This window comes from Streptomyces sp. NBC_01485, from assembly GCF_036227125.1.
GTDB lineage: Bacteria > Actinomycetota > Actinomycetes > Streptomycetales > Streptomycetaceae > Streptomyces.
Genome location: NZ_CP109435.1, coordinates 5916151 through 5941602 on the forward strand (window position 1 = coordinate 5916151; position 25452 = coordinate 5941602).

Consider the following 25452-nt stretch of genomic DNA (forward strand, 5'->3'; position numbering starts at 1 on the left):
GTGGCTGTTCCTCTCGGACGTACGGCAGCCGGACGCACGGCGTGGGGCTGTGGGGGGCTGTGGGGCTGTGGGGGTCACCAGGCGCCCTGGCGGACGAGGTGGCGGCGGAGCTTTCCGGTGGAGGTGCGGGGCAGCGACGGGACGAAGCTGACGCTCCGGGGCACCTTGAAGGCGGCGAGGCGGTCGCGGGCGAGGGCGGCGAGGTCGTCGGCCAGACCGTCCGGCGGGGTCCCGGCGGGTACGACGAAGGCGCGCAGCCGGCTGGAGCCCTGCCCGTCGGTGACGGCCGCGACGGCGACCTCCCGCACCGCCGGATGGGTGCGCAGCACGGCCTCCACCTCCAGCGGGGAGACGGTGATCCCGCCGACCATCTCCATGTCGTCGGTGCGGCCCAAGTGCCGGTAGGCGCCGTCCGGTTCACGGCGCGCCCGGTCGTGGGTGGCCAGCCAGCCGCCGACGAGCGTGCGTGCCGTCTCCTCGGGCCGGTTGAGGTAGCCGGACGTCACCGACGGCCCGCGCACCCACAGTTCGCCCTCCTCGCCGTCGGGCACGGGGTGTCCGGCGCGGTCGCGCAGCTCCACCTCGAACCCCGGGACGGGACGGCCGACGGTGCCCGGGTGGTTGTGGCCGAGACTGTTCGCGCAGAACGCGTGACCGGCCTCGGTGGAGCCGATCTGCTCCAGCACCGGCGCCCCGAGCAACTCGCCGACGCGCTCGCCGAGTCCGTCCGGCAGCCCCTCACCGGCCGACACGGCGACCCGCACGGAGGCGAAACAGGCCCCGTGCCCGCTGCCCCGGTCGGTGACCAGCGCCGCGTACGCCGACGGCACGGAGTAGAACAGGGTCACCCGGTGCCGGGCGACGAGCTCGTCGACGGCGGCGGGCGACGGACGCCGGTCCACCAGCACGGCGGACGATCCCGAGAAGAGCGGGAAGACGAAGGCGTTGCCGAACCCGTAGGCGAAGTACAGCTTCGACACGGACAGGGTGACGTCGTCCTCGGTGATCCCCAGCAGCCGCCGGCCGATGAGGTCGTGGTACGTCTTCGGGTCGCCGTGCGTGTGCACGACCCCCTTGGGGCGACCCGTGGTACCGGAGGTGTACTGCACGTACAGGGGCGTGTCGGCGTCGACCGGGTGGGCGGGGGCCGGGTCGGTGGCGGGGGCGAGCGCGAGGAACTGGTCGGCGCCGAGCCGCGCCCGCCCGGCGAACCGGTCCTCCATCCACGGCCCGGTCAGACACAGCACGGCGTCGGTGTCCTCGGCCATGAACGCGTGCTCGGCGGCGGGCAGTTCGGGATTGACGAGGACGGCGACGGCCCCCAGCCGGGCGACCCCGAGGAAGGCCGCCACCCAGGCGATCCCGTCGGGCAGGGCGATCAGCACCCGGTCCCCGGGCCGCACCCCGTACCCGGCGAGGACGCCGGCCGCCCGTGCCCCGAGCGCGTGCACCTCACCGTGGGTCCAGCCCTGATGCCCCTGATGGAACGCGACCCGGCCGGTCCAGCCGCGCCGCCCGGCGAGATCGTCGAGGTAAGCGGCCAGGTTGCCGGGGGCCTCGGCTGCGGAGGTGTCCCGGGGCGCTCTGGGCTGGGGAACGGTCGTGGTCGTGGGCTGCAGCGTCGTCATCGGGTGGCCTCCTTGACGGTGGCCGGGACGGGGGAGGAGGCGCCGGGGCGTCCCGGCTTCGGGGTCACCTGGCGGGCCGTGATGCCCGGCGGCCGGGTCGTGTGCTCGTGCAGGGCCCGCATCTGGGCGGCCGTCTTCAGGAGCATCTCGTCGTACTCGGCGACCGGGTCGGAGTCCAGGACGATCGCGCCCCCGGCGCCGAGCTGCATCAGCCCGTCGGCCAGGACGGCGGTGCGGATGACGATGTTGAGGTCCGCGCCGCCGCTGCACCCCAGGTAGCCGAGGGCCCCCGAGTACACGCCGCGCGCCTCGCTCTCCAGCCCGTCGATGATCTCCAGCGTGCGCAGCTTCGGCGCGCCGGTCATCGAGCCGCCGGGGAAGCAGGCGCGCACACAGTCCACGGCGTCCGTGTCGGCGCGCAGCCGTCCCTCGACGGTGGACACGAGCTGGTGCAGGGTGGCGTACGACTCGGTGGCCATGAGCCGGGTGACGCGTACGGTCCCGGTCCGGCAGACCCGGCCCAGGTCGTTGCGGAGCAGGTCGACGATCATCAGGTTCTCGGCGCGGGTCTTGGCGTCCGCCGCCAGCTCGTCGCGGAGCCGGGCGTCCTCCACGGGACCGGCGCCGCGCGGTGCGGTGCCCTTGATGGGCTTGGCCTCGGCGATGCCGTCCCGGGTGATCCGCAGGAACCGCTCGGGCGAGGAGCCGACGACGTCGAGGTCGCCGAATCTCAGATACGAGGCGTACGGGGCGGGGTTGACGCGGCGCAGCGCCCGGTAGAAGGCGTACGAGTCGTCCGGAGCGGGTAACCGCGCGGCGTCGGTCAGGCAGATCTCGTAACTGGTGCCCGCCGCGAGTTCGTCTTTGCAGGCCGCGATGTCCGCGAGATACGTCGCCCGGTCCCGCACCAGCCACGGTTCGACGGAACCGCGGTCGGAACCGAGGTCGGAACCGAGGTCGGTCTCGGCCGGACGGGCCGGATCCGGCACCGGCGTCCGGTCGGTCTCCTCGGGCAGTGAGGTGAGCTGGGCGAGGGTGTTCTCCAGCCACTCCGTGGCGTCCAGGCCGGCCTGCGGGGTGTCCTCAGCGAGGCAGACCGCGTAGGTGAAGCCCTGCTGGTGGTCCACCGCGATCAGCCGGTCGGCGAAGAGCCAGCAGGCGTCCGGGGTGGTGGCGCGGTGCCGGTTGGGGGAGCCGCAGTCGGCCTTCGTCTCGTAGCCGAAGTAGCCGACGTAGCCGCCGGTGAAGTCGAAGGGCAGGCCGGTGGCGTCGACCCGGCGGTTGGCCAACTGCCGCTTGAGGTAGTCGAAGACGCTCGCCCGGACCTTGCGGGCGGGCCGTCCGGCCCGCTCGATCTCGCACTGGCCGGCCTCGACGTCGTACCGCACGAACTCGGCGAGCGGACCGCTGTCGTCGCCGAAGAACGAGAAGCGGGAGAGGCCGCGTTCGACCCGGGAACTGTCCAGCCAGAACGCGCGCGGCGAGTCGGCGTAGAGCCGCGTGAAGGCGGCCTCCGCGTCGATCGCCCCGGCGATGCGGCGGGTGTGCAGCCGGTGCGCGGGGCCGCCGGCGCGGCGGGGGCGGGGGACGGTCACCGTGGGGCCGGTCACCGAAGGTCCGGCGGTCGCCGCGAGGCGGGCCGATACGGCGCCGCGGCTCGGGATCGTCGTCTCGGTCGGCGGGACGGCGGTGTTCTTCGTGCGCAGCTTGCGGGCCCGCTCGGCGGTGAGGTTGCGGAAGTTCACCAGCATCCGGTGGCCGTACTCGGTGAGCACCGACTCCGGGTGGAACTGCACGCCCCACAGGGGCCGTTCGCGATGCCGCAGCCCCATCAGGACGCCGTCCTCCGCCCAGGCCGTGGCCTCCAGGGAGGCGGGCAGCGGCTCGCGCACGGACAACGAGTGGTAGCGGACGGCGGTGAAGTTCTGCGGGAGCCCCTGGAACAGGTCGCGTCCGTCGTGGCGGACGGCCGACAGGTACCCGTGCCGGGGCTCCGGCGCGGGCACCACCCGGGCACCCTCCCCGTGCGCGATGCCCTGGTGGCCGAGGCAGACGCCGAGCACCGGCACCGTGGACTCGGCGAGCACCCTGGCGCTGATGCCGAAGTCACGCGCCTTCGCCGGGTGCCCCGGACCCGGCGACACCACCACGTTGTCGAATTCCGCAAGATCGTCAATGACGTCCGCAGGGGCGTCGTTGACGATCACCACCGGTTCCTCGCCGTTGACCTCGGCGATCAGCTGGAACAGGTTGTACGTGTACGAGTCGTAATTGTCGATGAGCAGGGTCTTCACCCGCCCACCTCCCTAGGGTCGTTCTCGGGACTACGCGGTCCGTCGTTTGTGCCGTCCGCGGAGCGCCTGGAGCGGTGGATACAGCCATTTCTTGAAGAAACGCTGAAGGCGGGGCATGAGAATCCAGGTGACGAGAGCCGTCACACACAGACAGAGCAGCAGCGTGCGAACGATCGGATTGAGGCCGCCGAGATAAGGAAGGGCGATCAGATTGAAGAGGAGCACCGGCGGGAAAACCGCGCTCATATTCACGAACCATAACTTCCATTTCGACGGAGGGGCCGGGGCTTTCGGGGCGGGGGTCTGTGATTCGAACCACGCCTTGGACCCGCGCACGCTCTTGCGGTCCGTCTGTGCGGCGATGCCCGCCGCCCGGACGTCCCACTCCATACGGGCTGCCGAGTCCTCCCAGGCCCGGGCTGTGCCTTCGCTGGCGAAGCGATAGACGACATGCCATTCCGCCTCTCCGTCGACCAGCACACCACCGCCGAGGAAGCCGGGCCGCTTCGCACTCGCGCCCAGCATGGCCCACCCCCAGGAATGGAAGTCGGCCTCGCGGCCCGGCACCACGCGATAAGCCGAGGTGACGGTGACGGGATTACTGGTCACGGTGTCGAGTACGGAGCGGGGGGCCCCGACGTTCACAGGTTCTTCAAACTTTTACGACAGCCTTCGACTTGTCCGAAACGTTACCCTTCATGGTTTTTCGGTGGCCTTGCCATATTCTGTCGAGGGGTACTTCGGGTAACCCTGCCGGAATTCCCGGAAGCGGTTGCCGGTAAGTCGGGACGCGTGCACGATCGAGCCCAATCGAGAACGATCGAGTTCTCGAACCGAAGGAGAAAACATGTCCAGGTACGACTGGGATATGACTCACGAGGGAATCGACCGGGCCCGTTCCGCGATCGAATCCGCCCGGAAAGAGGTGACCGCCCACGCTATTTACCAGCGGATCAGCAGCCGCGAGGACATGGCGACGTTCATGGCGCACCACGTGTTCGCCGTCTGGGATTTCATGTCCCTGCTCAAGTCGCTCCAGCGGGACCTCACCTGCGTCGACGTCCCCTGGGTGCCGCGCGGTTCGGAGGTGAGCCGGCGGCTCATCAACGACATCGTCCTCGTCGAGGAGAGCGACGAGCTGAACGGCGGGTTCACCAGCCACTTCGAGCTGTACCGCGCGGGCATGGACGAGGCGGGCGCCGACACCACCCGCGTCGACACCTTCCTCGCGCTGATCGGCGAGGGTCACGACGTGAACTCGGCGCTGCGGGCCGCCCAAGTCCCGGCCCCCGCGGCCGAGTTCGTGCGCACGACCTTCGGGATCATCGCCGACCGGCCGCTGCACTGCCGGGCCGCCGCCTTCGCCTTCTCCCGCGAGGACCTCATCCCGGACATGTTCGACCAGGTGATCAAGAAGGAGGGCACCGACCGTTTCCCGCTCTTCTGCGACTACCTGGCCCGCCACATCGAGGTCGACGGCGAGGAGCACACCCCCATGGCCATGCAGATGGTCGCCGACCTCTGCGGCACCGATGACACCCGCTGGCAGGAGGCGGTCGAGACGGCGACCCTCGCCCTGGAGGCCCGCTCCCGCCTGTGGGACGGCATCACCGAGGCCATGGCCTGACCCACGACGCCTACGCGCACGCCTACGGCTGGACCTGTGCCTGTGCCCGTGCCTACGCGGGTCTTCGGACTTGGGCGGTGCGGCGCTCTGCCGGGTGGCTGCCCGGGGGGTAGGGGGTGGTCCGCGCAGAAAGGTGACACTTCGGTGTGGGAGTGTCACCTTTCTGCAACTCGCCTACCGGGGACCGGGCGGGCCCGCGCACCGCTCGACTTCGAAGACCCGCCTACGCCGGTGCCTGGGCCTGCGGTGCAGGCACGGTTTCCGGGGCCTCCCCGAACCGGGCCAGCGCCAACGCCCCCACCACGGCGACCGCGAAGCCGAGCACGGCCAGCCAGCCGAGGCCCTCGCGGGTGCGGTCGCCGAGCCACACCACACCCACCAGCGCCGGGCCGATCGTCTCGCCGATCACTATTCCGGCCGTGGCGGTCGTCACCGAACCCCGCTGGAGCGCCGTCGTCAGCAGGACGAACGCGGCTGCGCCGCCCAGCAGCAGGGCGTACGTCGCCGGGTTGGTGAGCAGGTGGGAGGGGGCGAGCGAGTCGATCAGGCGTACCGACACCTCCACCACCCCGAACCCGCACCCGGCGCCCAGCCCCAGCACCAGCGCCCGGCCGCGCCCGGTGAGCCGCCCACCGACCAGGCCGAGCAGTAGCACCCCGACCGCCGCACCGAGCATCGCCCACGGCAGCGCCGCCGGCCCGCTCTCCTCGCCCTCCGTGCCCGAGGCCAGTCCCAGCATCGCCAGCCCCGCGCTCACCACCCCCACCGCCAGCCACTCCAGCCGGCTCAGCCGCACCCGCAGCAGCCGCGCCGCGACCACCGCCGTCACCGCCAGACTGGCCGCGAGGGCCGCGCCGACGGCGTAGATCGGCACCGAACGCAGCGCGGCGATCTGGAAGAGGAACCCGAGCCCGTCCAGCCCCAGCCCCGCCAGGTACCGCCACTGCCGTACCGCCCGCAACAACAACGCCGCGTCCCCGCCCCCACCCCCGCCCCGCCCGTCGCTGCCGTCGGCGGCGGCGCGGGCCGCCATCGCCTGCAACACCGTCGCCGTACCGAAGCAGACCGCCGCGCCGAGCGCGCACACCATTCCGAAGAGCACGGAAGGACTGTAGGGGAGCGGCGGGTGGACGGGCCGCCTGCGGGTGCCCCACGGCCGATTGTCTAGGCTGACGGCCAGAAATCGCCGTAGCGGCGATACGACAACGGGGACACGGGGAGACAAGAACATGGCGGACACGCGTCGGAAGCTGCGCTCGGGCACGGTCGTACTCGGCGGCATGGGGCTGCTCGCGGTGGCCCTCACCGCCTGCTCCTCCGACCCCGACAAACGCTGCGTCGACCGCGACAGCTACAACCTCACCAAGGGCTACAAGGTCGTCGCCGACAAGAACTGCAAGTCCACGTCCACCAAGACCACGGCGAACGGCGCCTGGTACTACGGCGGCAAGAAGAAGGGCTCGCACGTCACCGGCGGCTCCTTCACCAAGCCGAGCAAGGGCTCCGGGTCCAGCGGTTCGAGCAGCAGCAGCGGCGGCAACAGCGGCGGCAACGGTGTCGACCGGGGCGGCTTCGGCAGCAACGGCGACAGCGACGGCGGTAGCCACAAGGGCAGCTCGGGCAGCTGAGGAACCGGACGCGCCGAAGGAACCGGACACACCATGCGACGCCACACCATCGAACCCCGCCCCGACTGGCAGCGGACCGTCGAGGAACAGGGCCTCGTCTACCCGCTCACCCGCCACCCCGACGACACGCTGCGCCCCTACTGGGACGAGAGCGCGTACTACGAGTTCACCCTCGACGAGGTCGAGGCGCTGGAGGAGACCGTCGGGGAACTGCACGAGATGTGCCTGACGGCCGCCGCCCACCTCGTCGAGTCCGACCGCCTCGCCGACCTCGGCATCACCGACCCGCGCGTCGCGGCGACGGTCACCGAGGCCTGGCACCGGCGCGCCGAACTCCCTTCCGTCTACGGCCGTTTCGACCTCCGCTACGACGGCACCGGCCCGGCGAAACTCCTGGAGTACAACGCCGACACCCCCACCTCACTCGTGGAGGCGGCCTCCCCCCAGTGGTTCTGGATGGAGGACCGCTTCCCCGGCGCCGACCAGTGGAACTCCCTCCACGAACGACTGGTCGCCGCCTGGCGGAAACAGGCCCCCCTCCTCCCGCCCGGCAACCCGCTCCACTTCGCGCACTCCTCCGCCGACGAACTCGGCGAGGACCTCATGACGGTCGCCTACCTCAAGGAGACCGCCGAGCAGGCCGGCCTGGACACCGACTGGATCTCCATGGAGGAGATCGGCTGGGACCCCCTGTCCGGCCGCTTCGTCGACCGCCAACTCCGCTTCATCCGGAGCTGCTTCAAGCTCTACCCCTGGGAGTGGCTGACCACCGACCGCTTCGCCGGCCACGTCCTGGACACCCTCGACAACGGCGGTGGCACCGGCACGACGATGTGGATCGAACCGGCCTGGAAGATGCTGCTCAGCAACAAGGCACTCCTGGCCGTCCTGTGGGAGCTGTACCCCGGCCACCCCAACCTCCTCCCGGCCCACCTCGACGGCCCCCGCGACCTCGCCGCCACCACCGGCTACGTCGCCAAGCCGCTGCTGGGCCGCGAAGGCGCGGGCGTCACGATCCACCCACCGGGCGCCGCCCCCGCCCCCGCCCTTCGCGAAGAGCCCTGCTGCTACCAGGAGTTGGCCCCACTCCCCGCCTTCGACGGCAACCACGTCGTCCTCGGCGCCTGGGTGGTGGAGGACGAGCCGGCGGGCCTCGGCATCCGCGAGTCCTCGGGCCTGATCACGGACGAGTACGCCCGCTTCGTGCCGCACGTGATCCGCTAGCGGTTCATCTCCGGAGTCCAGCGGCGGTGAAGGCACGGCGGCAACGCGGGTCTGCGAAGTCGAGCGGTGCGCGGGGCACGCAGGGTCCCCGGTGGGTGAGGTGCGGGAATGTGACACTCGGGTACCGAAGTGTCACATTTTCGGGCGGCGGGTCATGCGCAATGGTCCTTGCGCTGGTGGCGGCGCATCAGGACGTTGGCGTCCGACACGGCGCTGTAGTCGAACTCGACGCGTGCCAGGGCGCGCTGCGCGTCGAGTTCGGCGCACTCGCCGCACCCCGGGACGGGAACGGGCGCCCGGGTCATGTCGTAGCCCGGCCCCCGCACCCCGTCCCGGCCGGTGCGGTCGTTGACCGCCTTCACCTCGGCGCTGAGCCGCTCGGCGGGGGTGGCGGGGCGTACGGCCGTGGGGTCGGCCTCCCACTCGCGCCCGCCGCCGATCGGGCGCAGCAGGACGTACGGGCCGGCCTTCGCCTGATACTCCCCGGCCATCCGCTTCTCCAGGTCGCACAGGACCGTCCCCGGCACAGTCGCCGGGGCCGGGGCCTCCGGGGTCGCCGTCGCCGGGGTCGTCTCCGTGTTCCGCTGCGTCGTCATGTCCGCGCCTCTCGCCTGTTTTCCTATGCCTGCGGCAGTTGCCTCGTCCGAGTGGGCAACTACCGGTTGCGAAGACAGCGTTGCGGTGTGTTGGGTACCGTCACCAGGCAGAACGCCATGACTGACGTGAGGTCATGGCAGGTCGCCATGACCGCGTCCCGGTCATGGAGAGGGAGGTTTTCTCATGACCGTCGAAGCCAACTCGGCACTCGACCCCAACACGTCACTCCTGGTCTTTTTCGGCACGGAGCTGGCCCGCATCCGGACCCTCAAGGGGCTGTCGCAGGAGAGGCTCGCGAAGCTCGCCCACACCACTCAGTCGATGCTGTCGAAGGTGGAGTCGGCGAAACGCGTTCCGTCCGAAGACCTCGCGCGCGACCTGGACATCGCGTTGGGGACGGACGGGCACTTCCAGCGGCTGTACCCGTTCGTCATCTACTACGCGTACCCGTCCTGGTTCCTGCCGTTCCTGGAACTGGAACGGAACGCCGTGTCCATCCGGTCGTTTCAGGGCCTGATCTTTCATGGTCTGGTGCAGACCGAGGACTACGCGCGCACCATTTTGGCCGATGCCCGACCGGACAACCTCGAAGACCTGGTGGCGGCCCGGATGACCCGGCAGGCGATCTTCGAACGCGAGGAACGCCCCCATGCCTGGTTCATCGTCGACGAGTGCGTCCTCATGCGGCACATCGGTGGTCCGGCCGTGATGCGCACCCAGTTCGAACGCCTGCTGGAGGCGGGCCAGCATCCCCGCACGGTGATCCAGGTCATCCCCCGCACGGTTGTCTCGCATCCGGGGCTGGAAGGTCCGTTCACGGTGCTCGGGTTCGACGAGGGCGAGGACGTGCTCCACGTGGACGGCTTCTCTCAGGGGCGGACAACCGCTGACCAGAGGGAGGTTGCTGTGGGTGCCCGGACCTATGATCTGCTCAGGGCGGTGGCCCTGTCACCCGACGCGTCGGCCGAGTTGATCCGCCGACATCTGGAGGAGCTAGGCACATGATCAGCGCGAGCGAACTGTCCGTCACCTGGCGCAAGAGCAGCTACAGCACCAACGGCGGTAACTGCCTCGAAGTCGGTGGAACGATCAGCGCGAGCGAGCTGCCCGTCACCTGGCGCAAGAGCAGCTACAGCAGTTCTAACGGCGGCGAGTGCCTCGAAGTCGGCGAAGGCATCGCAACCCTCGTCCCCGTCCGTGACTCCAAGGACGCGCACGGCCCCGCCGTCCTCTTCGCCTCGGCCGCCTGGTCGTCGTTCGTCACCTCGGTCAAGGGTGCGGCGGCGACGGCCTGAGCGCCGTACTCGTCATGCCGTCACCTGGGAGAACAGCGGGTTCCACCGCTGATCGCATGGTGAGACGGGGCGCGGTCGGCCAACGGGGCGGCCGGTAGGGTGGCCGTAGGGCCGTGACTGGCGCGCTGGGATGGGACGGACCATCGGGGAGCGGCCCGGGAGCAGTACGAGTGCCGTGCGCCTGGGCCGAACCGTGAAACCGTGACCGCTTTCCAGCACCACGCCACCCGGAGGCCGACGACATGTCCGAGCAGCAGCCCCTCTCCACCGAGTCCACGGCCTTCCGCGCCGCCCTCGACGTGATCCGCGCCGTCGAGCCGCGCGTCGCCGACGCCATCGGCCAGGAGGTCCACGACCAGCGCGAGATGCTCAAGCTGATCGCCTCCGAGAACTACGCCTCCCCGGCCACCCTCCTCGCGATGGGCAACTGGTTCAGCGACAAGTACGCCGAGGGCACCGTCGGCCGCCGCTTCTACGCCGGCTGCCGCAACGTCGACACGGTGGAGGCGCTGGCCGCCGAGCACGCCCGCGAACTGTTCGGCGCCCGGCACGCCTACGTCCAGCCGCACTCCGGCATCGACGCCAACCTCGTCGCGTTCTGGTCCGTCCTCGCCGACCGCGTGGAGGTGCCCTTCCTGGCGAAGGCCGGCGCCCGCCAGGTCAACGACCTCTCCGAGGCCGACTGGGCCGAGCTGCGCCAGGCCTTCGGCAACCAGCGCATGCTGGGCATGTCCCTGGACGCGGGCGGCCACCTCACCCACGGCTTCCGCCCCAACATCTCCGGCAAGATGTTCGACCAGCGGTCCTACGGCACCGACCCGGCGACCGGCCTCATCGACTACGACGCCCTGCGCGCCTCCGCCCGCGACTTCAAGCCGCTGATCCTCGTCGCCGGGTACTCCGCGTACCCCCGTCTGGTGAACTTCCGGATCATGCGGGAGATCGCCGACGAGGTCGGCGCGACCCTCATGGTCGACATGGCGCACTTCGCCGGCCTCGTCGCCGGCAAGGTCCTGACCGGCGACTTCGACCCGGTCCCGCACGCCCAGATCGTGACGACCACCACGCACAAGTCGCTGCGCGGCCCGCGCGGCGGCATGGTCCTGTGCGACGACTCCCTCAAGGACCAGGTCGACCGGGGCTGCCCGATGGTCCTCGGCGGCCCGCTCCCGCACGTGATGGCCGCCAAGGCGGTCGCCCTCGCGGAGGCCCGTCAGCCGTCCTTCCAGGACTACGCCCAGCGCATCGTCGACAACTCCCGCGCCCTGGCCGACGGCCTGATGCGGCGCGGCGCGACCCTCGTCACCGGCGGCACGGACAACCACCTCAACCTGATCGACGTCGCCTCCTCCTACGGCCTCACCGGCCGCCAGGCCGAGGCCGCGCTCCTCGACTCCGGCATCGTCACCAACCGCAACGCCATCCCCGCCGACCCGAACGGCGCCTGGTACACGTCCGGCATCCGCATCGGCACCCCGGCGCTGACGACGCGGGGCCTCGGTACGGCGGAGATGGACGAGGTCGCGGCCCTGATCGACCGGGTGCTGACGACCACCGAGCCGGGTACGACGAAGTCCGGCGCCACGTCGAAGGCCTCCCACGTCCTGGACGAGAAGATCGCCGACGAGATCGCCACCAGGGCGACGGACCTGGTAGCGGGTTTCCCCCTGTACCCGGAGATCGACCTCGGCTGAGGTGACCCGGATGGGCGTGGGGACCCGTCCCGGGCGGTCCCCGCGCTCTGAGACAATAAGAGGCATGGCCTCAGATCGTCCCCGCGTGCTCTCCGGAATCCAGCCCACCGCAGGCTCGTTCCACCTCGGCAACTACCTCGGCGCCGTCCGCCAGTGGGTAGCCCTCCAGGAGTCGCACGACGCGTTCTACATGGTCGTGGACCTGCACGCGATCACGGTCCCGCAGGACCCGAAGGAGCTCACGGCCAACACCCGCCTGGCCGCGGCCCAGCTCCTCGCGGCCGGTCTCGACCCCGAGCGCTGCACGCTCTTCGTCCAGAGCCACGTCCCGGAGCACGCGCAGCTCGCCTGGGTCATGAACTGCCTCACCGGCTTCGGCGAGGCGTCCCGCATGACGCAGTTCAAGGACAAGTCCGCCAGGCAGGGCGCCGACCGCGCGAGCGTCGGCCTGTTCACGTACCCGATCCTCCAGGTCGCGGACATCCTGCTCTACCAGGCCAACGAGGTCCCCGTCGGCGAGGACCAGCGCCAGCACATCGAGCTGACCCGCGACCTCGCCGAGCGTTTCAACGGCCGCTTCGGCCAGACCTTCGAGATCCCCAAGCCGTACATCCTCAAGGAGACGGCGAAGATCTACGATCTCCAGGACCCGTCGATCAAGATGAGCAAGTCGGCGTCCACGCCGAAGGGCCTCGTCAACCTGCTGGACGAGCCGAAGACCACGGCCAAGAAGGTCAAGAGCGCGGTCACCGACACCGACACGGTCGTCCGCTACGACGCCGTCGAGAAGCCGGGCGTGAGCAACCTGCTCACCATCTACTCCACGCTGACCGGCACGAGCATCCCGGAGCTGGAGCAGCGCTACGAGGGCAAGCTGTACGGCGCGCTCAAGACGGACCTCGCCGACGTCGTCGTCGACTTCGTGACACCGTTCCGGGACCGTACGCAGCAGTACCTGGACGACCCGGAGACGCTGGACTCGGTCCTGGCCAAGGGCGCCGAGAAGGCCCGCGCCGTCGCCGCGGAGACGCTCGCCCAGACGTACGAGCGCGTGGGCTTCCTCCCCGCGAAGCACTGACATGCGGCACTGACCTGTAGCACTGACGGCGCTCCGCAGCACAGAGGGCGCACCGCACACCCGTTCCGCCGGCAGAGCGCTGCACATCACTTCCCATGCGCCTGCCCAGAGCACAGCCGTGCCCGTACAGTCGATAGCCGTACGACTGAGTACGAACCCGGCATGAACCCGGCACGGAGACACCCGGCATGACGACAGAGGAGAAGACGTGGGGACCGTAACGATCGGTGTGTCGATCGCGGTCCCGGAGCCCCACGGCAGCCTGCTCCAGGAGCGGCGCACGGGCTTCGGCGACGCCGCTGCTCACGGCATCCCCAGCCACGTCACGCTGCTGCCGCCGACCGAGGTCGAGGCGGGAGCGCTCCCGGCCGTCGAGGCGCACCTCGTCGAGGTCGCCGCGGCCGGCCGGCCCTTCCCGATGCGGCTGTCCGGCACGGGCACCTTCCGGCCCCTGTCGCCGGTGGTCTTCGTGAAGGTCGTCGAGGGCGCCGAGGTCTGCGCCTGGCTCCAGCACCGGGTCCGGGACACCTCCGGGCCGCTGATGCGCGAGCTCCAGTTCCCCTACCACCCGCACGTCACCGTCGCGCACGGCATCGACGAAGCGGCGCTGGACCGGGCCTTCGAGGAACTCGCGCTCTACGAGGCCGAGTGGTCCTGCGCCGGCTTCTCCCTCCACGAGCAGGGCCCCGACGGCGTCTGGCGCAAGCTGCGCGAGTACCCCTTCGGCAGCGCGATCGTCCCCCCGCAGGCCGCCCACGCCGACCGCGGCACCCTCCCGGCCCGCTGAGCCCTGAACCGGTCGGCCGGATCCCCCGGATCGCCTAGATCGGCAGCCGCCGGAACAGCCCGCGCGGCGCGTGCCGAAGCACCGACATCACCAGCCGCAGCGTCCCCGGCACCCACACCGTCTCCGACCGCCGCCGCAGTCCCAGCTCGACGGCCGTCGCGACCGCCTCGGGGGTCGTCGCCAGTAGTTCCCGCGCCGGTCCGGCGGCCGTCCTCGCCCGGACGGACCCGGGGCGGACGACCATGACGTGGACGCCCGTGCCGTGCAGCGCGTCGCCCAGGCCCTGGGCGAAGGCGTCGAGGCCGGCCTTGCCGGAGCCGTAGATGAAGTCCGAGCGGCGGGCCCGCTCGCCGGCGACGGAGGACAGGACGACCAGGGAGCCGTGCCCCTGGGTCTGGAGCGCCCGCGCGGTGATCAGCCCCGCCGACACCGCCCCCGTGTAGTTGGTCTGCGCGACGCGCACCGCCGCCGAAGGCTCGCGCTCGTCGGTCGCCTGGTCGCCGAGGACGCCGAAGGCGAGCAGCACCAGGTCGACGTCCCCCTCGGCGAAGACCTTGCCGAGCACCGCCTCGTGCGACTCGGGGTCCAGCGCGTCGAAGGGCACCGTGTGGACGTCCGCCCCCAGGGCGCGCAGCTCCGCCGCCGCCGACTCCAGGGCGGGCGACGGCCGCCCCGCCAGCCACACCGTGCGGGTGCGGCGGGCGATCAGCCGGCGGGCGGTGGCGAGCGCGATCCGGGACGTTCCGCCGAGCACGAGCATGGACTGAGGGAGACGTTCGGCGGAGGAGTGGGGGAGGGGGTGACCAGAGGAGGGGTGACCAAAGGATGGGGGCATGCGGACGACCGTATCGTCCGGCTATGTCGCCTTAGTCCTCCTGGTTGCCCAACATTCGGCCCCTACCCGAAATGGGCGATCGCTTTCCGGGTACCCGCACAGCGGTCATCGGTTGTCCACACGTGGGGCAGAGTTCGGATCATGGACTGGCTGAGCAAGCTTCCCGTCGTCGGGCCGTTGGTCGCGCGCCTCATGGCCACGCACGCGTGGCGGTCGTACGAGCGCCTGGACCGGGTCAAGTGGACGCGGCTGGCCGCCGCCATGACGTTCGTCAGCTTCGTCGCGCTCTTCCCGCTGCTGACCGTGGCCGCCGCCATCGCCGCCGCCACCCTGAGCACGTCCCGGCAGCAGGAACTCCAGGACAAGATCGCCGACCAGGTCCCGGGCATCTCCGACCAGCTCGACATTCACAACCTGGTCCAGAACGCGGGCACCATCGGCCTCATCGCCGGCGCGGTGCTGCTGCTGACCGGCATCAGCTGGGTCGGTCAGATGCGGGACTGTCTGCGCGCGGTGTGGGAGCTGCCCGACCCGGACGAGAACCCCGTCCTGCGCAAGGCCAAGGACACGGGCGTCCTCGTCGGCTTCGGCGGCGCCGTGCTGCTCACCATCGCCATCTCCACCGTCGCCTCGGCGCTGGTCGGCTGGATCACCGACGAGCTCGGCGTCGACAAGGGCGGCTGGGGCGGCATCCTGCTGCGCGTCGCCGCCTTCACCATCGCCGTCCTCGCCGACTTCCTGCTCCTGCTGTACGTCCTCACCCTGCTGCCCGGCGTCGAATCGCCCCGCCGCCTCGTGGTCGCCGCGCTCATCGGCGCCGTCGGCTTCGAACTGCTGAAACTGCTGCTCAGCGGCTATATGCAGGGCGTGGCCGCGAACAGCATGTACGGCGCGTTCGGCGTGCCCATCGCCCTGCTGCTCTGGATCAACTTCACCGCGAAACTCGTCCTGTACTGCGCGTCCTGGACGGCGACCGGCACCGCTCCCGACCACCCGCGCGACATCGACGTCAGAGACGACGGCGACATCAGCGACGGCGGCGTACCAGGTCCGGCAGCGGCCAGCGGCGGTTGACGAGGAACGCGCCGCCCGCGAGCAGCACCAGCAGCCCGCCGGTGATCGCCAGCGCGATCCACACCCCGCGCGAGCCGCTGTCGGTCACCGCGCTCGCCACCGGCTTCCCCGACGCGTTCCCGGCCCCGGCTCCGCCGGCCTGCCCGGACCCGGCGCCGGAGGACGGGTGCGCGGCGGGCTGCGCGCTGGCCTGCGCGGCGCCCTTCGGCGCGACCAGCTCACCCACCGGCGTCACCTTGCCGGCCGCCTGGAAGCCCCAGTCGAAGAGCTCGGCGGTCTCCTTGTAGACCTCGTTGTGGTCGGTCTTCGCCGGGTTCATGACCGTCACCAGCAGCACCTTGCCGGCCCGCTCGGCGACGCCGGTGAAGGTGGCGCCCGCGTTGGTCGTGTTGCCGTTCTTGACGCCCGCGATGCCCGGGTACTGCGAGATGTCGTAGTCGCCGCTGAGCAGCCGGTTGGTGTTCTGGATCTCGAAGGTCCCCCGGCTCGTCTTGCCCTTCTTGTTCTTCGTCGTCTCGCCCGGGAACTTGGCCGAGACGGTCGAGCAGTACTCCCGGAAGTCCTTCTTCTGCAGGCCCGAGCGGGCGAACAGGGTCAGGTCGTAGGCGGAGGAGACCTGGCCGGGGGCGTCGTAGCCGTCCGGGGAGACGACGTGCGTGTCGAGGGCCTGGAGCTCCTCGGCGTGCTCGTTCATCTCCGTCACCGTGCCCGCGACGCCGCCGTTCATCGCCGACAGCACGTGCACGGCGTCGTTTCCGGAGCGCAGGAAGACGCCGAGCCACAGATCGTGGACCGTATACGTCTCGCCCTCCTTTATGCCGACGAGGCTGGAACCCGACCCCATGCCCGCCAGGTCCTTCGGGTCGACCTTGTGCACGGTGTTCTTCGGGAACCTCGGGAGCACGGTGTCGGCGAACAGCATCTTCATCGTGCTCGCCGGGGGCAGCCGCCAGTGCGCGTTGTTCGAGGCCAGCACGTCCCCCGACTCGGCGTCCGCGACGATCCACGACCGCGCGGTGAGATCCTTCGGCAGCACCGGCGCGCCGCCCGCGATCGCCACCTGCGTCCCGGCCTGCCCGAGCCGCGTACCGCCCACGCTCGACATGTTCGCCGGGGGAGTGACCGACGGCGACGTACTGGCCGACGGGGACGGCGACTTGCCGGTCGACGGGGACGGGGACTTGCCGGTCGACGGGGACGGGGACGCCGATGTGCCGGTCGAGGGCGACGGTGAGGCCGACGGCGACGGGCTCGGCGCCGCGAGCGAGACGGGCGCGGCGAGCGCGAGGGACGCAAGGGTCGCGGAGGTGACCAGCAGGGATCGCCTGACGGTCTGCTTCATGGGTGCGGGCACGACGGAGAAGGTACCCGGCACACGACGGGAAGTCCCGCCGCCTTTCCCACCCCCGTCACGGAACCAGACACGCGGCGGCGATACTGAACCCATGCTGTGCTCATCCGGGGGACAACCCCCGGACCCCCGGCCGGTCGGGTTGGCCGCGGATGCCCGGTGTCGTGATGAAAGGTCTTTTGTCGTGAAGCTCAGCCGCCCCGTCTCCTGGTTCCTGCTCGCCTTCGGGGTGTGGAGCTGGGTCATCTGGGTCACTTTCGTCAAGAACCTGGTCAAGGACGGCAGCGGGCTCGCCTTCGACAACGGCGACCCCACGGCGTACTTCTGGGTGCACCTGACGCTGGCGATCGTCTCCTTCGTATGGGGGACGGTCGTCGGGGCCATCGGGTTGCGTGGTCTGCGCGCACTGCGTCGGACGTCATGACGATGGTGATCCTCTTCGTCCTGATCGCCCTGCTCGTGCTGACGGTCGTGGTCGCGGCCAACCGGTACCTCTGGCGCCGGCTGGTCCGCGACACGACCAGCGGCCCCGGCCCGGCGCGCCGCGCCGGCGCGGCGGCGATCGCGGGCGGCTGGGTGCTGGCGGTCGGCGCCCTGGTCGCCGAACGCTCCGGCGCCCCCTTCTGGCTCCAGCGCACCCTGGCCTGGCCGGGCTTCCTGTGGCTGGCGCTGTCGGTCTACCTGCTGCTGGCCGTCCTCGCCGGCGAGGCCGTACGGCCCCTGCTGCGCCGCTTCCTGGAGCGGCGGGCGCGCGACCGGACCCCGGCCGCCGGGACGCCCGTACCGCAGCCGCAGTCGGTCCCGGCGGGCGCGCGCTCCCCGGAGCAGCCGCAGCAGCCCGAGGAGCCGGTGTCCGAGACGCCGGCGCCCTCCCGGCGGCTGTTCGTCTCCCGGGTCGTGGGCGGCGCGGCGGCCGCGGCCGCCGTCGGGACGGTCGGCTACGGCACCTACGGCGTCCTGCGCGGCCCCCGGGTCAAGCGGGTCACCGTCCCGCTCGCCAAGCTCCCGCGCGCCGCCCACGGCTACCGGATCGCCGTCGTCAGCGACATCCACCTCGGGCCGGTCCTCGGCCGGGGCTTCGCGCAGAAGGTCGTCGACACGATCAACGCGACGCAGCCCGACCTGATCGCCGTCGTCGGCGACCTCGTCGACGGCAGCGTCAAGGACCTCGGCCCGGCCGCCGCCCCGCTCGCGCAACTGAAGGCACGTCACGGCAGCTTCTTCGTCACCGGCAACCACGAGTACTTCTCGGGCGCCGAACAGTGGGTCGAGGAGGTGCGGCGGCTCGGCCTGAACCCGCTGGAGAACGCCCGCACCGAACTCCCCTGGTTCGACCTGGCCGGCGTCAACGACCTCGCGGGCGAGAGCGAGGGCCAGGGCCCCGACTTCACCCGGGCACTCGGCGACCGCGACACCAAGCGCGCGTGCGTGCTCCTCGCCCACCAGCCGGTCCAGATCCACGACGCCGTCGAGCACGGCGTCGACCTCCAGCTCTCCGGTCACACCCACGGCGGCCAGCTCTGGCCCGGCAACTTCGTGGCCGCCGCCGCGAACCCGACCCTGGCGGGCCTGGAGCGTTACGGCGACACCCAGTTGTACGTGTCCCGGGGCGCGGGCGCCTGGGGCCCGCCCACCCGCGTGGGCGCCCCCTCCGACATCACCGTCATCCAACTGGCCTCGCCGCAAGCCTGAGATGGACGAGGGGCGAGGGACGGAGAGGCTGAGAACGAGCTGAGAAGGAGCTGTGAAACCCGGCGGAAACAGCCGTCGGTAAGTTCTTTGGCATCTCGTCAGATTCCTCTTCCCCCAGGTGAAACCCGTGTGATTAGGTGAGCCCGCCGCCAGGGGAGTGGCGTTTTTTGTGGACTGGGCCCGGCGCACGGGCCTGGGGAGGCAGGGCATCACCGTGCGATCGGCTCGCATGCGGATCCTCGTGGCGCTGCTGGTTCTCGCGGTCGCCGGAGTGGGCGGCTGGCAGTTGCTGCCGTCGCAGGAGAACAGCGCGGCGGCCATCACCGTCGGCACGACGGACACCGTCACCTCGCTCGACCCGGCCGGCGCCTACGACGCCGGTTCCTGGGCCCTGTTCAGCAATGTCTTCCAGTCGCTGCTGACGTACGAGCCGGGCGGCGTCTCGCCGGTGCCGGACGCGGCCACGAAGTGTTCCTTCGCGAAGGGCAGCCTGGTCACGTACACCTGCGCGCTGCGCGACGACCTCACCTTCCCCGGCGGCGGCAGGATGACGGCCGAGGACGTCAAGTTCTCCTTCGACCGGGTCAAGAAGATCAAGGCGAACGTCGGTCCGGCGTCCCTGTTCTCCACCCTGAAGTCGGTGGACGCCAAGGGCCTGACCGTCACCTTCCACCTGTCGGCGCCCGACGCCACCTTCCCGTTCAAGGTGGCCACCGGAGCCGGCTCGATCGTCGACCACACCCGCTACCCGGCGGACGCGCTGCGCACAGGCAACGATGTCGACGGCACCGGACCCTACGAGCTGACGGGGTACACGAAGGGCAAGAAGGTCCTCCTGTCGCCCAACTCGCGCTACAAGGGCGCGGTTTCGACCGGCTCGCCCATCGAGCTGCGCTACTACGCCGACCCCGACGCCCTGGAGAAGGCGTGGAAGGGCAAGAAGATCGAGGCCGCCACCCGGCAGTTGCCGCCCGCGACGCTCGCCGCCCTCAGCACCAGCGACCCGGGCCAGCGCGTCACCGTGGGCGACAGCGCCGAGACCCGCAACCTGTACCTCAACACCCGCTCCGACTCCCCGCTGCACGACACGGACGTCCGCAAGGCGATGGCCTGGCTGATCGACCGTGAGCAGCTCGCGTCGACCGTGTACGACGGGACCGTCGAGCCGCTGTACGCGCTCGTCCCGACCGGCATCACCGGCCACACCACGTCTTTCTTCGACAGCTACCCCGACCAGAGCGTCAAGAAGGCCCGCAAGCTCCTGGCGGAGGCCGGCGTCAGCACCCCGGTGACCTTCACCTACGGCTACGGCCTGGGCAGCGGCGCCGCGGCGGACGAAGCCAAGGAGATCAAGCGGCAGTTGGAGGCGGGCGGCCTGTTCAAGGTGAACGTCAAGGGTTACGAGTGGACCGACTTCCAGAAGCGGTGGGCCACCGGCAAACTCGACGCGTACGCCGTCGGCTGGGTCGCCGACTACCCCGACCCGGACACCTTCGCCGCCCCGCTCGTCGGCACCGGCTCCACCATGAACACCGGCTTCAGCGACAAGGCCGTCGACAAGTACATCGCCCAGAGCCAGCGGTTCGCCGACCGCAGCCGCGTCGACGACGCCTTCCGCGACCTCCAGCGGATCATCGCCGACGAGGTGCCGGTCATCCCGCTGTGGCAGCGCAAGGAGTACATCGTCACCAGCGCGGACGTCGGCGGCGGCCAGTACCTGGCGGACGGCAACGGCGTGTTCCGCCTCTGGAAGCTGGACTGGATCTAGCCGGACCGGATTCAGCGGACTGGACCCGGCCGGTGCGGGCGCTCATCGTGACGTCCTCTCAGGGGGCGCCCCGCGTCGGCAGTTCCACCGTCACCGTCAGCCCCTCGCCCGGCGCCGTCCGCACGCTCACCTCACCGCCGTGGGCCTGGACGACCCCCTGCACGATCGCCAGGCCCAGCCCGCTGCCCGCGCCGCCGCCGGCCCGGAAGAAGCGGTCGAAGACGCGCGCCGCGTCCTCCGCGCCCAGGCCCGGCCCCTTGTCCTCGACCGTCAGGCGTACGACGCCGTCCGTCCGCTCCACCCCGAGGCGTACCGGCACCTCGGCCGAGGTGTGGGTGCGGACGTTGGCCACCAGGTTGCCCAGCACCTGCCGCAGCCCCGACTCGTCGGCCCGCACCAGCACCGCCCCGTCCGCCTCGACCGTCACCGGCCGCCCGGGCTGCTGCGCCCGCAGATCCTGCGCCGCGTCCCGTGTCAGACGGCTCACGTCCACGTTGCGCAGCCGCAGTTCGGGCCGCTGGTCGAGGCGGGCCAGCGTGAGGAGTTCGTCGACGAGCCGGCCCATGCGGTCCACCTCGCCGTTCATCCGGTCCCAGGCCCGCTGCCGCTCGTCCGGCTCGACCAGCATCCCCTGGTCGTAGAGCTGGAGGTAGCCGCGGATCGCGGAGAGCGGGGTGCGCAGCTCGTGCGAGGCGTCGGCGACGAAGCGGCGCAGTTGGGCCGCGCTGCGCTCGCGCGTGAGGTACGCCGTCTCCACCTGGTGGAGCATGGAGTTGAGGGCGAGCCGCAGTTGCTCCACCTCCTGGGTGGGATGGTGGCTGGAGGGCACCCGCCGGGTCAGGTCCCCCTCGGCTATCGCCGACGACGTCTCCACCATGTCCTCCAGCGGCAGCATCCGCCGGCGCACACTCCACAGGGTCAGACAGGCGAGCAGGGCCAGCAGCAGCGTGCCGACGGCGAGGTCGAGCCGCAGGGCCTTCGCGATGCCCTTGTGGAGGGCGTCCGTCGAGGTCGCCAGCAGAATGTACGTGCCGTCGGAGAGGCGGGTCGAGGTCACCCGGTAGGCGGCGCCGTGCACGGTCACGTCGTGCGGGTCGGCGTCCCGGGTGAGCGCGCCCGGGTCGGTCACGGCGTCCGCGAGGCCGAGCTGCGCCTCGGTCGGGGCGATGCCGAAGAGGGTCAGGGCCTTGCCCGTGCCGTCCACGGCGGTGAACACGGAGTCCGGGGTCGGCCGGTCGTCCGCGTACTCGGGCACCAGCCGGTCGCGGACGAAGCCGAGGACGCTGAGCGAGTCGATCTGCCGCAGGGTGAGCCGCGAACTCCCCAGCGACGTCCGCGTCTTGGCCAGTTCGGAGTCGACCTGGTCGAGGAGGTAGTGCCGCATCGTCATCAGGCTGATCGCGGTGGCGGCGACGATGCCGAGCGCGAGCAGCCCCACGTTCGCCGCCGTCAACTTGGCGCGCAGGGAATGGATTCCGTGCCGGTGGCCCCGCTTCACGCCGAGCCGCTTCACGCCAGCCCGTATCCCACGCCCCGCCGGGTGGTGATCACCGGCGGTCCCAGCGCGTCCAGCTTGCGCCGCAGATAGCTGATGTAGGTCTCGACGACGGTCGACTCCGGCGGGGTGTGCTCGTACTGCCAGACGTGGCGCAGGAGTTGCTCCTTGGGCACGATCCGGCCGCCGTTGCGGACCAGGAAGCGCAGCAGCGCGTACTCGGTGGGGGTGAGCTCGACCGAGCGGCCCGCGCGGCGCACGCTGTACGTCGTCTCGTCCAGCTCCAGATCGCCGTAGCGCAGCGGCGGTCGCTGCGGGAGGACGTCGGCCGGGCGGGTGCGGCGCAGGACCGCCGTGATGCGGGCGACGACCACGTCGATGTCGAACGGCTTGGTGATGTAGTCGTCGCCGAAGCCGAGGGCGCCGACGATCTCCGCCGGCGCGTCCCGCGCGGTGAGGAACACCAGGGCCAAGTCAGGTCTGCGGGCGCGTAGTTCCTGGCCCAGGGCCCGGCCGTCGCCGTCCGGCAGCATCACGTCCAGCAGGGCCACGTCCGGCCGGGTGCGGTCGGCGAGGGCGAGGGCCTCGCGGACGGTGCCCGCGATCATGACCTCGAAGCGGTGGTAGCGCAGGGCGATGGCGAGGACGTCCGCGATGCTCGGTTCGTCCTCCACGACCAGCACGGTGCCGCAAGCCGTCGTCATGCCCCCAGTATCGGCGGGCCCACCGGCCGTCCGGGCCGGTTCGCGCTTTGGAGTTCCTTGAGAGTCATGAGCGCCGCATGTCCACACACGCGCGGCGCCGCCAATCCTGTTGCGCAGGACCTTGGGGGGACCGACCGACCATGCGACGAAGGAGTTTGAGCGTGACGGCATTGGCACGCTGGTGCTACCGGCACCGGCTGGTGGTCCTGTTGCTGTGGGTGGGGGCGCTGTTCGGCCTGGGATTCCCGGCCACGACGGCGGGCACGGACTACGCGAACGTCTTCTCCCTCCCCGACACGGACTCCAAGAAGGCGTACGACCTGATGGAGAAGGCGTTCCCGGCGCGCGCCGGCGACACCGACACCGTCGTCTGGAAGGTCGACGACGGCTCGGTACGGGACCAGGACGTACGGTCCCGGATTCAGCCCGCGCTCGACGAGATGGCCAGGATGAAGGGCGTCGGCGGGGTCACCGGCCCCTACGCGGGCGACCGGGGCGCGGGGGCGGCGACGCAGATCAGCGGCGACGGGCGGATCGCCTACGCCCAGATCACGTTCACCAAGCAGGCGGACGCCGTGCCCAAGGAACTCGTCCAGGACGTCCTGGACACGGCTCAGCGCGCCGAACAGGGCGGCCTGGAGGTCGAGTTGGGCGGGCAGGCGATCCAGCGGGTGCAGGAGCCGCCCACCGGCCTCGCCGAGATGGTCGGCCTCGCGGCGGCGGCGGTCGTCCTGTTCCTCGCCTTCGGCTCGCTCTTCGCGATGCTGCTGCCGCTCGCCGTGGCCGTCTTCGGCGTCGGCATGGGCCTCTTCTCCACCCAACTGCTGAGCCACGTCACCGACATACCCGACCTGGCCCCGCTGCTCTCCTCCCTGATCGGCCTCGGCGTCGGCATCGACTACGCCCTGTTCATCGTCACCCGGCACCGCAAGGGCGTCCTGCGCGGCCAGGACCCCGAGGAGTCGGCCGTCACCGCCCTCAACACCTCAGGGCGGGCCGTGCTGTTCGCGGGCGGCACGGTGTGCATCGCGCTCGCCGGCATGCTCGTGACGAACCTGCGCTTCCTGGACGGCGTCGTCATCGGCACGTCCGTGACCGTGGTGCTGAGCGTCCTCGCCGCGACGACCCTGCTCCCCGCCCTGCTCGGCTTCCTCGGCGTGCGCGTGCTGAGCCGGGGGCAGCGCAGGCGGCTGGCCGCGACCGGCCCCGAACCGGAGAAGACGAGCGGCCTCACGGCCCGCTGGTCGGTGAACGTGCAGCACCGCCCCCGCCGGATCGCCGCGCTCGCGCTCGTCGTCATGGCCGTCCTCGCCCTCCCCGTGCTGTCGCTCCGCCTCGGCGCCACCGACCAGGGCAACGACGACGCCTCGACCACCACCCGCAAGGCCTACGACCTGCTCGCCGAGGGCTTCGGACCGGGCTTCAACGGCCCCCTCCAGGTGGTCGTGGCCGGCGGCGACACCACGGCGCTGGTGCGGGGCATCAAGGACACCCCCGGCGTCGCCCAGGTCGCCGCGCTGCCGCCCGCGCGGGGCGTCACGATCATCCAGGTGGTCCCCACGACCTCACCCCAGTCCGAGGAGACGGACACCCTGATCGACCGGCTGCGCGACGACGTCGTCCCGCATGCCGGGGTCAGCGCGCACGTCGGCGGCGTCACGGCCGTCTCCAAGGACTTCGCCACGATCACCGGCGACCGCCTGCCGCTGTTCATCGCGACGATCATCGGCCTCGGCTTCCTGCTCCTCATGGTCGCCTTCCGCTCCCTGGTCGTGCCGCTGACGGCGGCCGTCATGAACCTGGTCGCGGCGGCGGCCTCCTTCGGCGTCCTCACCGCCGTCTTCCAGTGGGGCTGGGGCCTGGAGCTGCTCGGCCTCGGCAAGGAGGGCCCGATCAACGCCTTCCTGCCGGTCATCATGCTGTCGCTGCTCTTCGGCCTGTCGATGGACTACCAGGTCTTCCTGGTCAGCCGGATGCACGAGGAGTGGGTGCACACCAAGGACAACGCCCGCGCGGTCCGCGTGGGCCTGGCCGAGACCGGCCGGGTCATCAACTCCGCCGCCCTGATCATGGTCTGCGTGTTCCTCGCGTTCGTCCTCAGCGGCGACTCGGGCGCGGCGATGGCGGGCGTCGGCCTCGCGGCGGCGGTCGCGCTGGACGCGTTCATCCTGCGCACCGCCCTCGTACCGGCCGCGATGCACCTCCTCGGCGACTCCAACTGGTGGCTGCCGGCGGGGCTGGAGAAGCGGCTGCCGCATCTCGCGGTCGAGCCGAAGGAGGAGGCGCCGGGGGCGGTCACCGCGCACGGCGAGGGTCCCGCCTCGGTCGTCCACGGCCTCGTACGGGACACGGCCGGCGACCCGGTCGAGGGCGCCACGGTGAGCCTCCTGACGAAGGGCGGACGCCAACTGGACCGCGTCACCTCCCTCGCCGACGGCTCCTACATCCTCGCGGTCCCGGCCCCGGGCACCTACCTGTTGTCGACGACGGCACCCTCGTACGCCTCGCGCGCCCGCCAGGTGACGATCGCGGCGGATCCGCTGGTGTTCGACGTGGAGCTCGCGGAGGGGGAGATGGACGCCGTGAACTGACGCGCCGGGCGTACCCCCGCACCTCCCCGCACCTCCCCTCACACCCCCCGCGCCGGTCCGCCGTTCGGGTGACCGGTGCGGGGATCCCGC

22 protein-coding genes and 1 riboswitch are annotated in these 25452 nt (G+C 71.2%); of the genes, 13 read left to right on the forward strand and 9 right to left on the reverse strand.

Features of this window, described 5'->3' with window-relative positions; all coding sequences use genetic code 11:
* Positions 1-74: 74 nt before the first annotated feature.
* The 3 genes from OG352_RS26855 to OG352_RS26865 are packed head-to-tail and all read right to left on the reverse strand — an operon-like array spanning position 75 to position 4531.
* On the reverse strand, positions 75-1628 hold the full coding sequence (locus OG352_RS26855; RefSeq protein WP_329220386.1) for a benzoate-CoA ligase family protein: 1554 nt from the start codon (positions 1626-1628) through the stop codon (positions 75-77).
* Positions 1625-3922, reverse strand: coding sequence for an aminodeoxychorismate synthase component I (gene pabB, locus OG352_RS26860; protein WP_329220387.1), 2298 nt, complete (start codon positions 3920-3922; stop codon positions 1625-1627). The genes OG352_RS26855 and pabB overlap by 4 nt, the downstream gene beginning before the upstream one ends.
* A 30-nt stretch (positions 3923-3952) precedes the next feature.
* Positions 3953-4531 carry a hypothetical protein gene (locus tag OG352_RS26865; protein ID WP_329220388.1) on the reverse strand — a complete coding sequence of 193 codons (579 nt, stop codon included), beginning with the start codon at positions 4529-4531 and terminating at the stop codon, positions 3953-3955.
* Positions 4532-4790: 259 nt separating this feature from the next.
* Between OG352_RS26865 and OG352_RS26870 the strand changes: the two genes are divergently transcribed.
* Positions 4791-5549: a DUF3050 domain-containing protein gene (locus OG352_RS26870; RefSeq protein WP_329220389.1), complete on the forward strand. Its 759-nt coding sequence runs from the start codon at positions 4791-4793 to the stop codon at positions 5547-5549.
* A gap of 223 nt (positions 5550-5772) precedes the next feature.
* Here the strand turns inward: OG352_RS26870 and OG352_RS26875 are convergent, their stop codons facing one another.
* Positions 5773-6639 carry a hypothetical protein gene (locus tag OG352_RS26875; RefSeq protein ID WP_329223979.1) on the reverse strand — a complete coding sequence of 289 codons (867 nt, stop codon included), beginning with the start codon at positions 6637-6639 and terminating at the stop codon, positions 5773-5775.
* Between the two features lie 139 nt (positions 6640-6778).
* On the opposite strand from OG352_RS26875, the gene OG352_RS26880 reads away from it, so the two are divergent.
* Together OG352_RS26880 and OG352_RS26885 are read left to right on the forward strand one after the other, a co-directional pair.
* Positions 6779-7177 carry a hypothetical protein gene (locus OG352_RS26880; RefSeq protein ID WP_329220390.1) on the forward strand — a complete coding sequence of 133 codons (399 nt, stop codon included), beginning with the start codon at positions 6779-6781 and terminating at the stop codon, positions 7175-7177.
* A gap of 33 nt (positions 7178-7210) precedes the next feature.
* Positions 7211-8401, forward strand: coding sequence for a glutathionylspermidine synthase family protein (locus tag OG352_RS26885; protein WP_329220392.1), 1191 nt, complete (start codon positions 7211-7213; stop codon positions 8399-8401).
* Between the two features lie 152 nt (positions 8402-8553).
* On the opposite strand, the gene OG352_RS26890 is transcribed toward OG352_RS26885, so the two are convergent.
* A complete protein-coding gene (locus OG352_RS26890; protein ID WP_329220393.1) occupies positions 8554-8997 on the reverse strand; it encodes a hypothetical protein in 444 nt (147 codons plus the stop codon).
* A 184-nt stretch (positions 8998-9181) separates the two neighbouring features.
* Here OG352_RS26890 and OG352_RS26895 point away from each other — a divergent pair, with 184 nt between their 5' ends.
* The 5 genes from OG352_RS26895 to OG352_RS26915 all read left to right on the forward strand — a co-directional run bounded on the left by OG352_RS26895 (position 9182) and on the right by OG352_RS26915 (position 13852).
* Positions 9182-10003, forward strand: a complete 822-nt coding sequence (locus OG352_RS26895) for a helix-turn-helix domain-containing protein (RefSeq protein WP_329220394.1) — start codon at positions 9182-9184, stop codon at positions 10001-10003.
* Positions 10000-10293, forward strand: a complete 294-nt coding sequence (locus tag OG352_RS26900) for a DUF397 domain-containing protein (RefSeq protein ID WP_329220395.1) — start codon at positions 10000-10002, stop codon at positions 10291-10293. The genes OG352_RS26895 and OG352_RS26900 overlap by 4 nt, the downstream gene beginning before the upstream one ends.
* A 103-nt stretch (positions 10294-10396) precedes the next feature.
* Positions 10397-10487, forward strand: a riboswitch (ZMP/ZTP riboswitch).
* A 48-nt stretch (positions 10488-10535) separates the two neighbouring features.
* A complete protein-coding gene (locus tag OG352_RS26905; protein WP_329220396.1) occupies positions 10536-11987 on the forward strand; it encodes a glycine hydroxymethyltransferase in 1452 nt (483 codons plus the stop codon).
* Positions 11988-12051: 64 nt separating this feature from the next.
* A complete protein-coding gene (trpS, locus tag OG352_RS26910) occupies positions 12052-13065 on the forward strand; it encodes a tryptophan--tRNA ligase (RefSeq protein ID WP_329220398.1) in 1014 nt (337 codons plus the stop codon).
* Between the two features lie 208 nt (positions 13066-13273).
* Positions 13274-13852: a 2'-5' RNA ligase family protein gene (locus OG352_RS26915; protein WP_329220399.1), complete on the forward strand. Its 579-nt coding sequence runs from the start codon at positions 13274-13276 to the stop codon at positions 13850-13852.
* A 34-nt stretch (positions 13853-13886) separates the two neighbouring features.
* Here OG352_RS26915 and OG352_RS26920 read toward each other — a convergent pair whose 3' ends face one another.
* Positions 13887-14612 (reverse strand): decaprenylphospho-beta-D-erythro-pentofuranosid-2-ulose 2-reductase, encoded by a 726-nt coding sequence (locus tag OG352_RS26920; RefSeq protein WP_329223980.1) that lies wholly within the window; start codon positions 14610-14612, stop codon positions 13887-13889.
* Positions 14613-14828: 216 nt separating this feature from the next.
* Here OG352_RS26920 and OG352_RS26925 point away from each other — a divergent pair, with 216 nt between their 5' ends.
* The gene (locus OG352_RS26925) at positions 14829-15761 is read left to right on the forward strand and encodes a YihY/virulence factor BrkB family protein (protein ID WP_329220401.1); all 933 of its coding nucleotides are present in this window, start codon (positions 14829-14831) and stop codon (positions 15759-15761) included.
* Here OG352_RS26925 and OG352_RS26930 read toward each other — a convergent pair.
* Positions 15715-17115 carry a D-alanyl-D-alanine carboxypeptidase family protein gene (locus OG352_RS26930; protein WP_443072345.1) on the reverse strand — a complete coding sequence of 467 codons (1401 nt, stop codon included), beginning with the start codon at positions 17113-17115 and terminating at the stop codon, positions 15715-15717. The two genes, OG352_RS26925 and OG352_RS26930, sit on opposite strands and share 47 nt — an antisense overlap.
* Positions 17116-17296: 181 nt before the next feature.
* Between OG352_RS26930 and OG352_RS26935 the strand changes: the two genes are divergently transcribed.
* From OG352_RS26935 to OG352_RS26945, 3 genes are all read left to right on the forward strand, one after another.
* Complete coding sequence (locus OG352_RS26935; RefSeq protein ID WP_329220402.1) at positions 17297-17536, forward strand: SCO4848 family membrane protein; 240 nt, start codon at positions 17297-17299, stop codon at positions 17534-17536.
* A 2-nt stretch (positions 17537-17538) separates the two neighbouring features.
* Positions 17539-18804 carry a metallophosphoesterase gene (locus tag OG352_RS26940; RefSeq protein ID WP_329223982.1) on the forward strand — a complete coding sequence of 422 codons (1266 nt, stop codon included), beginning with the start codon at positions 17539-17541 and terminating at the stop codon, positions 18802-18804.
* 229 nt (positions 18805-19033) lie between these two features.
* Positions 19034-20572, forward strand: coding sequence for an ABC transporter substrate-binding protein (locus tag OG352_RS26945; RefSeq protein ID WP_329220404.1), 1539 nt, complete (start codon positions 19034-19036; stop codon positions 20570-20572).
* Positions 20573-20630: 58 nt separating this feature from the next.
* On the opposite strand, the gene OG352_RS26950 is transcribed toward OG352_RS26945, so the two are convergent.
* Both OG352_RS26950 and OG352_RS26955 read right to left on the reverse strand, forming a co-directional pair.
* Entirely contained in the window at positions 20631-22085 is a 1455-nt protein-coding gene (locus OG352_RS26950) for a sensor histidine kinase (RefSeq protein WP_329220405.1), read from the reverse strand.
* A complete protein-coding gene (locus OG352_RS26955; RefSeq protein ID WP_329220406.1) occupies positions 22082-22771 on the reverse strand; it encodes a response regulator transcription factor in 690 nt (229 codons plus the stop codon). The genes OG352_RS26950 and OG352_RS26955 overlap by 4 nt, the downstream gene beginning before the upstream one ends.
* Before the next feature lie 170 nt (positions 22772-22941).
* On the opposite strand from OG352_RS26955, the gene OG352_RS26960 reads away from it, so the two are divergent.
* A complete protein-coding gene (locus OG352_RS26960; protein ID WP_329223983.1) occupies positions 22942-25362 on the forward strand; it encodes an MMPL family transporter in 2421 nt (806 codons plus the stop codon).
* The last annotated feature ends 90 nt before the right edge of the window (positions 25363-25452 follow it).

Coding starts and splice junctions, on each gene's coding strand:
- OG352_RS26920 (WP_329223980.1), bottom strand. CDS start 14,612: ATGCTCGTGCTCGGCGGAACGTCCCGGATCGCGCTCGCCACCGCCCGC.
- OG352_RS26885 (WP_329220392.1), top strand. CDS start 7,211: ATGCGACGCCACACCATCGAACCCCGCCCCGACTGGCAGCGGACCGTC.
- trpS (WP_329220398.1), top strand. CDS start 12,052: ATGGCCTCAGATCGTCCCCGCGTGCTCTCCGGAATCCAGCCCACCGCA.
- OG352_RS26940 (WP_329223982.1), top strand. CDS start 17,539: ATGGTGATCCTCTTCGTCCTGATCGCCCTGCTCGTGCTGACGGTCGTG.
- OG352_RS26870 (WP_329220389.1), top strand. CDS start 4,791: ATGACTCACGAGGGAATCGACCGGGCCCGTTCCGCGATCGAATCCGCC.
- OG352_RS26890 (WP_329220393.1), bottom strand. CDS start 8,997: ATGACGACGCAGCGGAACACGGAGACGACCCCGGCGACGGCGACCCCG.
- OG352_RS26900 (WP_329220395.1), top strand. CDS start 10,000: ATGATCAGCGCGAGCGAACTGTCCGTCACCTGGCGCAAGAGCAGCTAC.
- OG352_RS26855 (WP_329220386.1), bottom strand. CDS start 1,628: ATGACGACGCTGCAGCCCACGACCACGACCGTTCCCCAGCCCAGAGCG.
- OG352_RS26875 (WP_329223979.1), bottom strand. CDS start 6,639: ATGGTGTGCGCGCTCGGCGCGGCGGTCTGCTTCGGTACGGCGACGGTG.
- OG352_RS26955 (WP_329220406.1), bottom strand. CDS start 22,771: ATGACGACGGCTTGCGGCACCGTGCTGGTCGTGGAGGACGAACCGAGC.
- OG352_RS26925 (WP_329220401.1), top strand. CDS start 14,829: ATGGACTGGCTGAGCAAGCTTCCCGTCGTCGGGCCGTTGGTCGCGCGC.
- OG352_RS26895 (WP_329220394.1), top strand. CDS start 9,182: ATGACCGTCGAAGCCAACTCGGCACTCGACCCCAACACGTCACTCCTG.
- OG352_RS26905 (WP_329220396.1), top strand. CDS start 10,536: ATGTCCGAGCAGCAGCCCCTCTCCACCGAGTCCACGGCCTTCCGCGCC.
- OG352_RS26945 (WP_329220404.1), top strand. CDS start 19,034: ATGCGGATCCTCGTGGCGCTGCTGGTTCTCGCGGTCGCCGGAGTGGGC.
- OG352_RS26880 (WP_329220390.1), top strand. CDS start 6,779: ATGGCGGACACGCGTCGGAAGCTGCGCTCGGGCACGGTCGTACTCGGC.